Below are 14,959 nucleotides of genomic sequence, written 5' to 3' on the forward strand. Positions count from 1 at the left end.
CAATATGTCAATTTTAGAAATGAAAGTTCCTTCACCGGGCGAATCAATTACAGAAGTTGAAATTGCAACTTGGCTTGTAAAGGATGGTGATTATGTAGAAAAAGATCAACCTATCGCTGAGGTAGACTCAGATAAAGCAACGCTAGAATTGCCTGCAGAACAAAGTGGAATTATTACTTTAAAAGCTGAAGAAGGTGATGTGGTACAAGTAGGGCAGGTAGTTTGTTTAATTGATGTGGATGCTGCTAAACCAGAGGGTTCTGCTCCTGCTGCTCCAAAACAAGAAGAAGCTCCTAAAGCTGCTGAACCGGCTAAAGCAGAAGCTCCAAAACCAGCTGCACCCGTTGCTGCTCCTCAAACTTATGCTACCGGAGCTCCGTCTCCTGCTGCTAAGAAAATTCTTGATGAAAAGGGTATTGACGCATCACAAGTTAACGGACAGGGAAGAGACGGAAGAATCACTAAAACTGACGCTGAATTGGCTGCTGTTCCTGCAATGGGAGGTAGTCCTTTAACAGCTACAGGTTCTAGAGCTTCAACAACTACTAAACTTTCTGTTCTTAGAAGAAAGATTGCTTCAAGATTAGTTTCTGTGAAGAATGAAACAGCGATGTTAACGACTTTCAACGAAGTTGATATGTCTGAAATCTTTAGACTAAGAAAACAATATAAAGAAGAATTTGCTCAAAAGCACGGAGTTGGACTTGGTTTCATGTCTTTCTTCACAAAAGCGGTTACAAGAGCATTAAAATTATATCCTGATGTAAATGCATCAATTGACGGAGATTTCAAAATTAATTATGATTTCTGCGATATTTCAATTGCAGTTTCTGGGCCTAAAGGATTAATGGTTCCGGTATTGAGAAATGCAGAAAACATGTCTTTCAAAGGTGTTGAAGCTAACATCAAAGATCTTGCAACTAAAGTAAGAGATGGAAAAATCACTGTTGATGAAATGACTGGCGGTACGTTCACTATTACAAATGGTGGTACTTTCGGATCTATGCTGTCTACACCAATCATCAACCCTCCTCAATCTGCAATCTTAGGAATGCACAATATCATTCAAAGACCGGTTGCGGTTGACGGGCAAGTTGTAATTCGTCCAATGATGTATGTTGCAATGTCTTATGACCACAGAATTATTGACGGAAAAGAGTCTGTAGGATTCTTGGTAGCAGTAAAAGAAGGTATCGACAATCCTGTTGAAATTTTAATGGGTGGTGACGAAAGAAGAGGATTAGAATTATAGTTTTAAATAAATTAACATAAATCTTACAATCTCGCCTCAAAAAAGGCGAGATTTTTGTATATATCTAAAAAATACAAAAGTGATGTTTTCAAAAATGACTTCGAATATCAAAGTTTCAGTAATACCTGAATATGATAGCAAAAACAGTTACCCGTCCGAAAACCGATATGTTTTTAAATATAGCATAACGATAGAAAATGACGGAAGTTTTCCTATAAAAATTCTTAAAAGAAAATGGTTAATTTTTGACGTAGGATTTGGATTTACAGAGATTATAGGAGATGGTGTAATAGGATTAACGCCGGAAATTCCTGTACATGAGAATTTTGATTACTTTTCTAATGTAATGTTACGTTCCGGAGTAGGAAGTATGAGTGGAAAATATTTGGTTAAAAATATGGATACTCAGGAAAGTTTTGAGATTGATATTCCAAAATTCAACCTGTTGTCCGAAGTTTTAAGCAATTAATTTTTCATTAATCTGCACAAAATAAACCAAGATTAGATGAAGTTTTAATAGTATCATCTGTGCAATCTGTGGTGAAAAAACAACGCTAGTTCTCAAATATATTTAATGATTTTGTCATGCTGGAAGCATCTCTACAAAGCAAATGGACAAACTTGTTATAAAAATTGAGTAATTTTAAATATTAAAGCTTTTTGATCTTCAGTTTCATATAATCAGAAACTTCATCATTGCTTGTAAGGAATAATTTTTCGAAAGCCAATAATGAGATTTTTGCACAAACTTCTGCGTCAGCACCTGCTCTGTGATGTTTAAATTTTATTTGATGATATTCTGCCAAATGTTTTAAACCATATTTGGGAAGATAATTCCATGATTTCTTTGCCAGCTGAATGCTGCATAAATAGTCTATTTTAGGCGTAAATATTCCGTAGTGACTCAGACATGCTCTTAGAACTCCAGCGTCAAAACTCGCGTTATGAGCAATCATCAGAGTTCCATACATCATTTCCTGAATTTCATACCAAATCTCATCAAAAGTAGGAGCGTTTTTTACATCATTCGGTAAAATTCCGTGTACATCAATATTATACTGACTAAAATAAGGAAAACTAGGAGGTTTTATTAACCAGGTTTTTGTCTCAATAATCTTAGAATCCTGCACAACGCAAACCCCAACTTCACAAGCTGAACTCCTGTCGTTAGTGGCTGTTTCGAAATCTATTGCGCAAAAATCCATGTATTGTAGTTATAAATTAAGAGTGATAAGTTATGAATTATTTCTAATATTTGATATAGAACTAATTCCTAAAACATAGGTCTTTGTTAAAGAAAATGTTTGAAAATTAACCATTTAGATTGATAGAAATCCTCTTTTTGATGTTTTTGACGAAGCTTCCAGGTTCCGGGAAGTTGTGCGTAGAAACCAAAATGTGCTCTTGCCACAGCCCAAAGGTGTGGGAATCCATGTTTAAATCCAAAATAAATTCCTGCAATTCCGTCTAAACACAATCTGAAAAATATCAACCAAATTAATGTAGGAAATGGCAAATTTTTCAACATCATCGAAAGATTATTTCTGATGTTTAAATAGGTTTTTTGAGCGCTTTGTTTGTTTAAAGTTCCACCTCCAACGTGATAAACTGTAGATTTTCCGGTATAAAATATTTTCTTTCCTGAGTTGATTAATCTCCAGCAAAGATCGATTTCTTCCTGATGGGCAAAAAATCTTTCATCAAAACCTTTCTGTTCCCAAAAATCTTTAGAGCGAATAAAAAAACAACATCCTGAAGCCCAGAAAATTTCGGTTTCATCATCATATTGACCCTTGTCTTCTTCAAGGTCATCAAAAACTCTTCCTCTGCAGTAAGGATAGCCCAGGTTATCGATTAAACCACCGCCAGCTCCTGCAAATTCAAAGAATTTTTTATTATTAAAAGATAATATTTTTGGTTGAATGGCTGATATTTCAGAATTTTTTTCAAATAATTCTAAAACAGGTTCTATCCAGTTTTCGGTTACTTCAACATCTGAATTGAGTAAACAGTAATATTCAGCTTTAATCTGTTTTAACCCTTCATTATAACCTCCTGCAAAGCCAAAATTCTGATTGTTTTTGATAATTTGAACCGAAGGAAAATGAGTTTGTAAATAGGCTATAGAATCATCCGTTGAAAGATTGTCGATCACATAAATATCTGCATTTTTAGAAAATTGAACAACGCTTGGCAGAAATTTTTCAAGCCAGTTTTTACCGTTCCAGTTTAATATGGCAACTGCTAGTTTTTTCGACATCTCCATCTATATTTTTTCGGAATCAAAATCTTTAATAGAATCTTGATATTTCCATTTTCTATGTGACCAAAGATAGTTATCGGGTCTTTTATGCAAAGTATTTTCTAATAATTTATGGAATTTTCTTACCACTTCATTTTTTGCAAATTTCTCTCCGTCAGGCATAACTCTATGGTAATTAATCTGATAAAAACCACGTTTGACCTTTTTCATCTCACAATAAATAAAAATAAGATCCATTCTTGTGGCTAATTTATCATAGCCAATAAATGCAGGAGTTCTTTGATTCAGAAATTCTAATCCATAACTGACATGCGAAAAATGCGGTGTTTGATCTGCTACAAAAAGATATATAGAATCACCATTATTTTTAGATCTGAAAATATTTAAGACCACCTCGTTTGCTTCCAGCGCATTATTTCCAAACTTACTTCTAACCTTTTTCATCTGATTTTCCCAAAAAGTACTGTTAACCTTTCTGTAAACCGGATGACAGTTTGTTTGTGGAACAATTGTAGCCAAAGTATTCATCCATTCCCAATTGAAAACATGGCCAGCCAATAAAATAATATTTTTCCCCTCTTCTTTAGCTTCGTGAAACAACTCCTGATTGATGTGCTGCATCCTTACCTTGGTTTCGGTTTCAGACATTGTGAAAGATTTTATTGTTTCTGCCAAATAATCAGAAAAATTTAAATAAAATTTCTTTTTAATCGCTGCAATTTCTTTGTCCGATTTTTCAGGGAAAGAGTTTCTTAAATTCTCAGTAATTACTTTTTTTCTATATCCAACAACATAATAATTTAAAAAGAATATAATGTCCGAAAATATGTATAATATTTTCAGAGGAAGTTTAGAAATTAAGTATAATATTTTGATAAGGAAATTCATAAAACGTGCAAATTTAGTGATAATAAAATTACGGTTTCATTTTTGCTGATAATAAGTATTAATTTTTTATTTTTATAGTATGAAAAAGACATCATTAAAATATTTTGTTGCCCTATTTATGGGATTTGGATCAATAGCGTATGCTCAAACAGAAAAAGTGAAGGAAGATCCGAAAGTAATAGAGCAGAAGAAAAAGGCAGCGGCAGCGGAAAAAGCAAAATTACCTAAGCCATACAACCCAAAAGCGAATGCTCAGAAAGACATTGAAGCTCTGATCGTTCAGGCTAAGAAGGAAAATAAAAATATTATGATTCAGGCGGGAGGAAACTGGTGTATCTGGTGTCTTCGTTTTAATGAATTTGTACAGACTACTCCTGAATTAAAGGGAATTGTAGACAAAAACTATGTATATTATCATTTAAATTTTTCACCGGATAATAAAAATGAGAAAATTTTTAGCCAATATGGAAATCCTGGTGATAAATTTGGATACCCCGTTTTCATTGTTTTAGATAAAGACGGAAAAATGATTCACGTACAGCAAAGTGATGTTTTGGAACAGGATAAAGGATACAGTTTAGAAAAAACGAAAGAGTTTTTCAATCAATGGGCTCCGAAGTAATAAAAATTAAAACCGAGAAATTTTCTCGGTTTTTTTGTTTTTACAGTAGTTTTTTAATCCAGCTTAGCTTCTTCTCAGAATAAGGAGGATATTTTATATTGGGTTCTCCCCAAGTTGCTTTTTCCAGAACTGGTTTTTGATGTGAAAAAGTTTCAAAACCAAATTTACCGTGATAATTTCCCATTCCTGAATTTCCAACGCCCCCAAAAGGCAGGTTATCATTTCCTAAATGCATCACAACATCATTGATACAACCTCCACCAAAAGAGAGTTTTTGAGTGAAAGCTTCTTTTTCTTCAGAATTATTGGTGAATAAATAGGCTGAAAGTGGTTTTTCAAGTTCAATCAGATAATTTAATGTCTGATTAAAGCTTTTAAACAAAATCACAGGTAAAATAGGCCCGAAAATTTCTTCCTGCATCACATCATCTTCCCATTTGATATTAGTTAAAATTGTCGGTTCGATGTATAATTTTTCTTCATTATAATTTCCGCCGAAATATATTTTTTCTTTATCGATTAATTTAATTAATCTGTGGAAATTCTTTTGATTAATAATTCTGGTGTATTGCTCGGAATCTGGCTCGTACTTGAATTCTTTAATTTGATTTCTAAGCATTTCCAGAAACTGTTCCTGAATAGATTCTTCAACCAATAAATAATCCGGAGCCACACAGGTTTGTCCAGCATTTAAAAATTTACCCCAAATAATTCGTTTGGCAGCAACCTCAAGATTAGCATCTTTAGTGATAATGACAGGAGATTTTCCGCCTAATTCCAAAGTTACGGGTGTTAAATGTTCGGCTGCAGCTTTGTAAATAATTTTTCCAACTTTCGTGCTTCCTGTGAAAAATATTTTATCAAATTTTAATTTTAAAAGCTCTGTTGTTTCATCAATTCCACCTTCGAAAACATATAAATATTCGGGAGGGAAATTTTCATTGATGATTTTAGACATTGCTTTCATGGTATTTTCGGCAATTTCACTTGGTTTTAAAATACAGCAATTTCCGGCAGCCAAAGCAGCAATAATAGGGGAGAGTGATAATTGATAAGGATAATTCCAGGCTCCAATAACCAAGACACAGCCTAACGGATCGGAGTATATTTTACTGTTTCCGATTTGATTGGAAAGATTGGTTCTTACTTTTTTAGGTTTCGCTAAAGCATTTAAATTTTTAAGATAATAATTAATATCCTTTAAAATAAAAGAAATTTCAGTCGTAAACGTATCAAATTTTGACTTCCCAAAATCTTTGTAAATAGCTTCATTTAGGAGGTTTTCATTTTCAAGAATAAGATCTCTTAATTTTTCAAGATACATTTTCCTGAATTTTAGATTCTTCGTTTTCTGTGTATTGAAAAACTCTTGCTGCTTTAATACGATTTCCTGAATTTCCATAAACCAAATTTCAGAAAATAATGCAAATCTTTTGCCTAAAAATTACATTATGTTTCTAATTGCAATTTTTACGGGATGATACAGCAATAAAAGCAAAGCAGTGATCAATGCCAGCCAAAATAATCCTGTGAAGATTTCCATATTGGAAAGTAACATAGATTGTACGCCAATTTTAGCTTTAAAAGCTCCTGCGGTCACCGATAATGAATCATTAATTGGGAGTTTTGCAATATTTACTCCAAAAATTTGATTCCACTGTGAGTAAAAAACAGGGTTGGTTTCTGTTAGCTGGGAACTTAAGGAATCCGAATGTTTTAAGGTTAAAAATAGCATCAAATTCTGCATTAAAGCGTAACCAATTGCGGTTGTCCAGAAACGGGTAGAAGTTCCTAAAGCGGTGGCGTTGGCAACATATTCTTCTGGCATTCCTGAGATCAGAAAAAATACCAAAGGCGTGAACAATAAACCTTGTGCGAGTCCCTGTAAAAATAATGGCGGACAAATTGTTGACAGCGTTGTGTCAGGGTAAAAAGTATAGGTAAACCAAGCGCAATCTATCGCCAACAATAGAAATCCGGTGAAGAATACGATTCTTGAAGAAACGCCTTTCATTAAACAAATTCCGGATAAAAATACGCCTATAACTGTTCCCAAAACATTCCAGTACTGAATGTCTACGATGTAATCCCAAGGCCATTTCCAGACGGTTGCCATGATGCTGTAAACATTATTTAAACCTGAACGAATTAAATAAAATATAAAAAATAAAAGCATTCCAATGATTACATTTTTTGAACTGAAAACTTCAAAATGAAAAAGCGGACGTTTAGAATTTCTCTGTTTCAGCATAAATAATCCACCCGAAATCAGGAATACAAACAGGCATAAAATGATGGTATCTGATTCAAACCACATTAATCTTTTTCCGTAAATAATGGCGTACGATCCGGCCTGTAAACAGATCCAAAGGAGAAACCAACTCGTAATATCTAACTGGTACAGAGGCTTTTTAGGAAAAAATCTGTTTCTGTTGAAAAGTGCAATTCCGATAATTAAAACAAAAATGTGAAAGTAAAGAATCATCAAAATCATATGCTGAAAATCATAATTCTGAATACTAGATTTTAATAAAGAAGTGGTGACTGTTCCGCCCGTCAGCATGATCGTGTACATGAAAAGGTAGGCAATGACTTTGGCGTGTCTGGTTTTTAATTCTGCAATGATTAATGGTAAAAATATGGCACCTTCCATTAAACCGAAAATTCCTTCTAAAAATCTGATGACCAGAATGATATGATAATCGTTTGTGACGGATAAAATGTACAGAATGATGACTGAAATAGACGACATCAGCAGAATGTAATACTTTACACTAAAATACGCCATAAATCGCTGTAAAACCAGCATGGTTACGACGAATGTTCCGTACATCATCATTAATAAATATTGGATATCATCAGGATCTACATCCATAAAAGACGCTGTGAAAGCACTGTTGGAATGCAGAATTGACAGTAGCATCAAGTGCGGAAACAATGCCAATACAAGAAGAGGAAGCTTCAGCCATTGCGGAACCCATTTATAATAAACTGAATTGTGTTGCATTTTTTATTGAATAAAAACGAAAAGGCCAAAAAGCAAAATGTAAAAAAAGTAAAAGGCAAAATGGCAAATTGCGTATGAAAAAAATGGCAATTTTGCGGCTTTGCAGTCCAGCCTTTCCGTTGAAAAAAGAACTTAATTTGTTAATTTTAAATTTGAGAAAGAGGAATTTGAAAGTTTAAATCTTTACATAAAATTCAACACTTCATAAAACTTTCAAACCCTCAAACTCTATATCTTCTTCGCACTCACCAAAACGTTCATTCCGGAAAGTAGTTTTTCGTTGTTTTTATTATTATCTAGAATAATTTTTACTGGAAATCGCTGTTCGATCTTGACGAAGTTTCCTGTTGCATTGTCTGGTTTTACTAACGAAAACTGCGAACCGGAAGCCGGTGAGATCGATACAATTTTTCCTTTAAATTCTGTGTCCGGAAAAGCGTCGGCTGTAATCACAACTTCCTGCTGTTGGTCGATTTGTCCAAGCTGAGTTTCTTTATAATTGGCAATAATCCATTTTTCTTTGCTCACGATCTGAACCAAAGCCTGACCTTCTTTGATCAATTGGCCTTCCTGAATCGTTTTTTTGCCGACCCAACCGTCATAAGGAGCTGTAACTACTGTGTAGGAGAGGAAAAGTTGAGCATTATTCAAACTTGCAGAACTTTGCTGAATCTGACTTTTTGCCGGGGCAACTTTTGTTTCCTGTTCGTTTGCACTTGCTTTTACGGCATTTTTTTGCTGTTCCAATGCTAAAAGATTGGCTTTAGCCTGATCGTATGAAGCTTTTACATTTTCAAACTGCTGTTCGGTCGCGGCATCTTCTGAAACCAGATTTTTATATCTTTTAAAATCCTGTTCGGTTCTCCAAATATCGATCTTTGCGGAAGAAATTTTTGCATCGATGATTTTGGTGTCGCTTTCTTTTGTATTCACGCCACTTTGGATGGTCGTGATATTTTCAGAATTGGCGTGAAGACTGGCTTCTGCCATTTTCACCTGGTTGACAAATTCTCTGTTGTCAATGATGATCAAAGTATCCCCTTTGTGAACGAATTGGTTTTCGTTAAATTTTATCGTTTTAATGAAACCTGAAACTTTACTGGAAACAGGCGTAATATATTGTTCGATCTGCGCATCGTTTGTGGTAACATTTTTTCTCGAAAAAAGATAGAAACTTAGCATCCCCGCGATCCCGCTGATAATAAGGATCCAGGCCAATAAAGTAATTGTTTTATTGATTCTTTTTTCTTTTTGTGTTAATTGCTTCTGTGCCATAGTTTTTACAGGTTTCCAATCGTATATTGGAGTTGGTAATATTTAAGTTGTCGGTTTATTTTTACGGAAATAAGGTTAGATTGAGCTTCCAAATTGGCATTGTCTGCATCTATAAGTTCGGTAATTAAGCTTAATTTATTGATGTATTTTGTTCTTACAATACGGTAGTTTTCTTTGGCTTGATTAATCGCTTCTTCAGCAATTTTTACCTTTTGATCGGTTTCTTCAAACTTCTTGTAGGCTTCATACACATTGTGTCTTATATTTTCATCATTTTCTTCGATCTGAAGTTTTGCCAGGGCTATATTTTCCTTTGCTTCCTGCATTTTGTATTTGTTTTTATACAGACTTTCGATAGGATAAGTAAGATTTACTCCAATCATTCCTAAACGATAAGCATAAGGTTCAGGAGGGAAAAACATCATATTGGGGTATTTTAAAAAATATTCTCCGCCAGCTGTTATTTTAGGTAAATAATTCGCTCGTGTAATTTTTTGATCCAATTGCTTTAATGACAAATTTTTGTGGGTCATTTCAACAGATTCATTTTTTGTTAAGGCGGTTTCTGTTAATTCATCTACATAAGGAATTTCAGCTTTATCGGAGATCAGATCTTCTGTATTGACGTGCATTTCCTGACTTTCCGGAAGAGAAAGAATCGTTTTTAATTTATGTTCCGCGATTTGAATATCGTTATCCAATTCTGTCCAGCTCATCTTGTGATTGGAAAGCTGTAAAGAGGTTCTCAGAACTTCATTTACGGTCACCACACCGTTTGCTTTTAATGCTTTGACCTGTTTGATATTCACAGAATCTTCTTTCATTTTATCATTAATTAAATTTTGCTGCTCTTTTAAATGATGAATCTGAAGAAAAGCAGTGATGATTTCCATCGTAAGCTGTCTCTCGTTCAAATGAGTTTTTAAACTTGAAATTTCAGTGTCAATCGATGCTTTTTTCTCTGTATTTTTAATCTTTCCTCCCATGTATAAAGGTATCGATGCTGAAAGCGTAAAGTCATACATTCCGTTGATTACATCGTATTTTGTAGCTTTCCCGAATACGCCATTTTCATGTTGGAAAAGATTTGAAACCTGAGTATAGCTTGTATGAAATTCGATGTCTGGTAGTTTTTCCATTTTGAGATCTTTCTCTTTGGTTTCGGACATTTGCTGCTTTAAGTGACTTATCTTAATGTTTTTATTATTCTTCAGACCCAATTCTATAGCCTGTTGTAAGCTGAGGGATTGATAATCTATCATTTGTGAGTGCAGAAGGCTGCTTATCAATAATAAGAACAACGCAATGCCTTGATATCTACATGCGTTAAATATCATTTTCATAATTTAATTGAAGGTTTTTTGATAAATTGATTTTGATTATGCAAAGTTACGGGGTGGAGCACCAGGCACGATTTGTGAAAACAGAAAAATATTTGTTCATTTACGCCAAGTTGAAATTTTCTCCTTACCTTTATTTTATGAATGACAGTCATTTTTCAGCAGTCGAAGAAGAGGATGCCGAATTTTACGTATATAATGTACTTGCAGGAAATATAACAACGGATGTTCATTATCACGGATCTGCGCAGTTAGTGTATGCAGAAGGTGGTATTGTGCATGTTTTTACAGATTCAAAGCATTGGTATCTTCCTGCAAGATGTTTTATGTGGATACCGGCGGGAACTCCACATTATATTTTTAGTTCGAGCCCGAAAGTAGATTTATATAATTTTTATTTTAAAAAAGAAGAAAATGAAGATGGCTTTTTTGATGAAATTAATATTTATTCTGTAAGTCATTTACTGAGAGAGATGATTTTATATACAAAAGACTGGGATGGGAAAATCACAAAAAATGACAGTTCAAAATATTATTTCCTCAAAGCCTTAAAAGGAATTTTACCTGAAAAAAGAGATAAAAATCTGGCATTTCCTGTTCAGCATCCTTTTCCTAAAGATGAAACCTTATTGAAGATCGCTAAATATGTTCATGCTAATCTTGAAAAGCCTCTTACTATCGAATCTACGGCCAAAGAATTCGGAATGAGTACAAGAACCTTATCAAGGAAGTTTAAAGAGATTTTAGGGATGAATTACGTTCGTTTTCTGCGTGCTTTAAGAATCACCCGTTCCTTGGAACTGATGTTGGAAGGAAAGTATAACATGTATGAGATTGCGATGATGGTGGGGTATAATAGTCTGTCTTCTTTCAGTAATATTTTTAAAAAGGTAATCGGGGTGGCTCCGACGGAATATCAGCAGAAATTGAGAGGGGATTCTTAGTGTGAGTGTTGGAGTGTTGGAGTGTTGGAGTGTTTGGGTCATTGCGAGGAGCGTAGCGACGAAGCAATCTTTAAAAATAAATTTAGCTCAATAATTGGATTTCCATGAAGTTTGTCATTCTGGAAGAATCTAAACAATAATTTTTACCATTCGGTCTCTACAAAAAGAGTCTAGATTCCTTGCGGAATGACAAATTGGATATAAAAGTTGTAATGTAGTAATAGCTTATTTTGAGATTGCTTCGTCGCTAGGCTCCTCGCAACGACAAAAAAACCACTTCAAACGAAGTGGTTTATATATTTGAGAAAATCTCTTTAGAATCTTAAGCTTCTTCAGAAGGAGTTTCTTCTACAGCAACTTTCTTAGGAGCAGCTGGTTTTGGAGCTTCTACCGGAGCGTCAGATACGATGTCGAATTCGAAGTTGTACTCAACATTTCTGTGTAATCTGATGTTAGCAGTTACTTTACCAGTTCTCTTAATAGTGTTTCCTGGGATTTTGATGTATTTCTTCTCTACAGAAACTCCAGCTTTAGCAAGAGCAGCAGAAAGATCTGCATTGTTGATAGATCCGAATAATTTATCACCAGAACCTACTTTTGCAGGAATGATAACTGTAGTTTTCTTCAATTGATCTACTACACCGTTAGCTGTAGCGATTAATTTAGCTTCTTCTTCTTTTCTAGCTTCCAAAGTAGCTTCTAGAGCAGCTTTGTTTTTAGGTGTAGCTAAAAGTGCAATTCCCTGAGGAAGTAAAAAGTTTCTAGCATAACCTGGCTTTACGCTTACTGTATCGAATTCAAGACCTAAGTTTTCTACGTCTTTTTTTAGGATAATGTCCATTGTTGTTGTCCGTTTTTAGTTTTAGAGAAAAGAATAAAGAGTAAAGAAGCAAGACGTTAAAATCTTTTATCATTCATCTTTTATCTCTTATCTAAAAATCGTTAGAATTAAAATTATTTATTCAGCAACAAAAGAAGAAAGCGAACTCTCTTCTTTTATTTATTTTTTTGTTGGCTTATTTCAACAAGTCAGCTACGTAAGGCATCAAAGCAAGGTGTCTTGCTCTTTTGATAGCAGCAGAAACTTTTCTTTGGTATTTCAAAGAAGTTCCAGTGTATCTTCTTGGTAAGATTTTACCTTGTTCGTTTACGAACTGTAATAAGAAATCAGCATCTTTGTAATCAACGTGCTTAATTCCGAATTTTTTGAATCTACAATATTTCTTTTCAGATTTTGTATTGATATCAAGTGGAGTTAAGAATTTTACTTCTGATTCTCCTCCAGCTGAGGCTTGTTTAGCCATATCATCTATTGCCATGTCTTGTCTTTTTTAATTTGGGGTTAATATTAAGCCTTAGCTGTCTTTACTTTAGTTCTTCTAGTGATAGCATACTCTACAGCGTGCTTGTCTAGTTTTGTAGTAAGGTAACGAATTACTCTTTCGTCACGTTTGAATGCCAATTCTAAGTCAGCAACTACAGTACCTTCACCTTTAAACTCAATTAAAGTGTAAAATCCGTTCTTTTTCAATTGGATCGGATAAGCTAATTTTTTTAGTCCCCAATTTTCTTTGGCAACGATTTCGCAGTTCTTTTCTTTGATAAGATCTTCGAATTTTTTCACTGCTTCCTCCACCTGAGCATCAGATAGAACGGGAGTTAAAATGAAAACAGTTTCGTAATTGTTCATAATGTTAAATGAATTTGTTAATTATTTCGAGGTGCAAAATTATGTATTTTATTTCTAATACACAATGTATGGCACAAATATTTATGAAAAAATATCAAATAAAATTGGTGAATTGTCAATCTTGAATGGCGAATTTTTAAAAATTAATACATAATCGAATCAATATTATTTAAAAATCAAGAATTGTATTTATTTTTCACACTAAAACACTAAAACACTAAAACACTAATCCTCCTTTCTAATCTCTGCCAAGAAATTAACCTTTATCACATCATACAATGAATGTCTGCTCACTAAAATCGATGCAATAGAAGAAACCATCCCGGCTAGCATCAAATGGAAAATCAATGAATGTCTGTCGGTCATTTCCAAGACAATGATCGCTGATGTAAACGGAGCTCGGGTAATTCCGGTAAGGAAGGCAACCATTCCGCCTAAAATAACAACGTTGCTTTCGTTTGGCGTTAAATGTATGGCTCCTGAAATGACGGATCCGATACTCGCTCCGGCAGTCAAAGCGGGTGCAAAGATTCCGCCTGCGCCACCAGACGTAAAAGATAGGGCAGGACCTAACATCCTTAAAATAGGAACATACCAATCTTCATGTTTATCCTGAGTGAAAAGCACACGCTGCATAATTTCTTTTCCTGAACCTAAAACTTCTCTGTTGATGAAATAAGCGATGGAAGCTATAAAAAGAGCGCATACAACTAGAAAAATAACATTTGATCGGTCTGTTTTTAATTTTCTTTTTTTCCAGTCATTCATTTTAAGCATGGTTACGGAAAGCTGACTTGCCATGATTCCTGCAATTCCGGCCACTAAAACAATGGGAAACATGACCATTAAAGAAACATCATTGGTTTTGGGGTAACCCAGATACAAATATGATCCTGCAAATGTCTGGGCAGTTAGACCCGCAATGATAACCGCGGTAAAAAGTGCTGTTTTAAAGTAATTAATATGCGTTTTTGAAAGTTCTTCAACGGCAAATACAATTCCGCCAAGCGGAGTGTTGAAAGCGGCTGCAAGACCTGCTGCGGCACCTGTCATGATCATGTTTTTCTTGGAAATTTTTGGCCACCAATGAGGAAGGTATTCGTTAACTTTTCTGAAAATTGAACCTGCGATCTGAATGGTTGGGCCTTCTCGACCAACAGCGCCACCGCCAATCACTAATATCACGGAAGAAAGGATTTTAAAAACAATAATTTTTAAACTTAATAAGCTTCTTATTTTGGTGTGTTCTTTTGGATTAGCCAATTCAACGGCGGCCATTACCTGCGGAATCCCGCTTCCTTTGGCGTTTGGCGCAAATTCTTTCACCAGCCACCAGGAAAGTACAAAACCAATTGGAGCAATGATAAAAATCATCCAGTCATGCCAATGAAGAATGATTTCCAAAAGCTTTTCTCCCCACGCGAACATTTTAGCATACATCACAGCAACAAAGCCTGTAATTACAGATCCTATCCAAAATGGAATAGCCTGAAGCAGATTATACTTCAGCTGTTCGTTTCGGATGTTGTCGAAGGATTTTTTGAGACTTCTGCGGATGGGGGTGAAAATTTTCAACATTTGTTTGTTTTGAAGTGCTAAAATAAGTGAAAATTGCGAAATTCATATTATAGGCAATTTTATCAGCATTAAATTTTATTTTGTCTAAAGATAAACTACT

At 34.5% G+C, this 14,959-nt stretch carries 15 protein-coding genes; 4 read left to right on the forward strand and 11 right to left on the reverse strand.

The window, feature by feature from the left end; translation table 11 throughout:
• Window positions 1-4 precede the first annotated feature (4 nt).
• On the forward strand, window positions 5-1,252 hold the full coding sequence (gene odhB / locus BT156_RS00350; protein ID WP_072406109.1) for a 2-oxoglutarate dehydrogenase complex dihydrolipoyllysine-residue succinyltransferase: 1,248 nt from the start codon (window positions 5-7) through the stop codon (window positions 1,250-1,252).
• Between the two features lie 94 nt (window positions 1,253-1,346).
• Window positions 1,347-1,721, forward strand: a complete 375-nt coding sequence (gene apaG, locus BT156_RS00355; RefSeq protein WP_228429899.1) for a Co2+/Mg2+ efflux protein ApaG — start codon at window positions 1,347-1,349, stop codon at window positions 1,719-1,721.
• A gap of 181 nt (window positions 1,722-1,902) precedes the next feature.
• Here the strand turns inward: apaG and BT156_RS00360 are convergent, their stop codons facing one another.
• The 3 genes from BT156_RS00360 to BT156_RS00370 form a co-directional block, all read right to left on the reverse strand.
• Window positions 1,903-2,457 (reverse strand): 3'-5' exonuclease, encoded by a 555-nt coding sequence (locus tag BT156_RS00360; RefSeq protein ID WP_072406113.1) that lies wholly within the window; start codon window positions 2,455-2,457, stop codon window positions 1,903-1,905.
• Between the two features lie 86 nt (window positions 2,458-2,543).
• Window positions 2,544-3,512, reverse strand: coding sequence for a glycosyltransferase family 2 protein (locus BT156_RS00365; RefSeq protein WP_072406946.1), 969 nt, complete (start codon window positions 3,510-3,512; stop codon window positions 2,544-2,546).
• Between the two features lie 6 nt (window positions 3,513-3,518).
• A complete protein-coding gene (locus BT156_RS00370; protein ID WP_072406115.1) occupies window positions 3,519-4,403 on the reverse strand; it encodes a lysophospholipid acyltransferase family protein in 885 nt (294 codons plus the stop codon).
• Window positions 4,404-4,482: 79 nt separating this feature from the next.
• Here BT156_RS00370 and BT156_RS00375 point away from each other — a divergent pair, with 79 nt between their 5' ends.
• Window positions 4,483-5,025: a thioredoxin family protein gene (locus BT156_RS00375; RefSeq protein ID WP_072406117.1), complete on the forward strand. Its 543-nt coding sequence runs from the start codon at window positions 4,483-4,485 to the stop codon at window positions 5,023-5,025.
• A gap of 40 nt (window positions 5,026-5,065) precedes the next feature.
• On the opposite strand, the gene BT156_RS00380 is transcribed toward BT156_RS00375, so the two are convergent.
• The 4 genes from BT156_RS00380 to BT156_RS00395 all read right to left on the reverse strand — a co-directional run bounded on the left by BT156_RS00380 (window position 5,066) and on the right by BT156_RS00395 (window position 10,644).
• A complete protein-coding gene (locus BT156_RS00380; protein ID WP_072406119.1) occupies window positions 5,066-6,427 on the reverse strand; it encodes an aldehyde dehydrogenase in 1,362 nt (453 codons plus the stop codon).
• A 42-nt stretch (window positions 6,428-6,469) separates the two neighbouring features.
• Window positions 6,470-8,032 (reverse strand): MFS transporter, encoded by a 1,563-nt coding sequence (locus BT156_RS00385; RefSeq protein ID WP_072406121.1) that lies wholly within the window; start codon window positions 8,030-8,032, stop codon window positions 6,470-6,472.
• Window positions 8,033-8,260: 228 nt separating this feature from the next.
• A complete protein-coding gene (locus tag BT156_RS00390; protein ID WP_072406123.1) occupies window positions 8,261-9,307 on the reverse strand; it encodes an HlyD family secretion protein in 1,047 nt (348 codons plus the stop codon).
• A 5-nt stretch (window positions 9,308-9,312) separates the two neighbouring features.
• Window positions 9,313-10,644, reverse strand: a complete 1,332-nt coding sequence (locus BT156_RS00395) for a TolC family protein (protein WP_228429902.1) — start codon at window positions 10,642-10,644, stop codon at window positions 9,313-9,315.
• A 44-nt stretch (window positions 10,645-10,688) separates the two neighbouring features.
• Here BT156_RS00395 and BT156_RS00400 point away from each other — a divergent pair, with 44 nt between their 5' ends.
• Window positions 10,689-11,591, forward strand: coding sequence for a helix-turn-helix domain-containing protein (locus BT156_RS00400; protein ID WP_228429905.1), 903 nt, complete (start codon window positions 10,689-10,691; stop codon window positions 11,589-11,591).
• 322 nt (window positions 11,592-11,913) lie between these two features.
• Here the strand turns inward: BT156_RS00400 and rplI are convergent, their stop codons facing one another.
• The 4 genes from rplI to BT156_RS00420 all read right to left on the reverse strand — a co-directional run bounded on the left by rplI (window position 11,914) and on the right by BT156_RS00420 (window position 14,859).
• Complete coding sequence (gene rplI, locus BT156_RS00405; protein WP_072406128.1) at window positions 11,914-12,432, reverse strand: 50S ribosomal protein L9; 519 nt, start codon at window positions 12,430-12,432, stop codon at window positions 11,914-11,916.
• 175 nt (window positions 12,433-12,607) lie between these two features.
• Complete coding sequence (gene rpsR / locus BT156_RS00410; RefSeq protein ID WP_027382072.1) at window positions 12,608-12,910, reverse strand: 30S ribosomal protein S18; 303 nt, start codon at window positions 12,908-12,910, stop codon at window positions 12,608-12,610.
• 29 nt (window positions 12,911-12,939) lie between these two features.
• Entirely contained in the window at window positions 12,940-13,281 is a 342-nt protein-coding gene (gene rpsF, locus BT156_RS00415) for a 30S ribosomal protein S6 (protein WP_066758064.1), read from the reverse strand.
• Window positions 13,282-13,506: 225 nt separating this feature from the next.
• On the reverse strand, window positions 13,507-14,859 hold the full coding sequence (locus tag BT156_RS00420; protein ID WP_072406129.1) for a chloride channel protein: 1,353 nt from the start codon (window positions 14,857-14,859) through the stop codon (window positions 13,507-13,509).
• Window positions 14,860-14,959 lie beyond the last annotated feature (100 nt).

The organism is Chryseobacterium limigenitum (assembly GCF_900114875.1).
GTDB lineage: Bacteria > Bacteroidota > Bacteroidia > Flavobacteriales > Weeksellaceae > Chryseobacterium > Chryseobacterium limigenitum.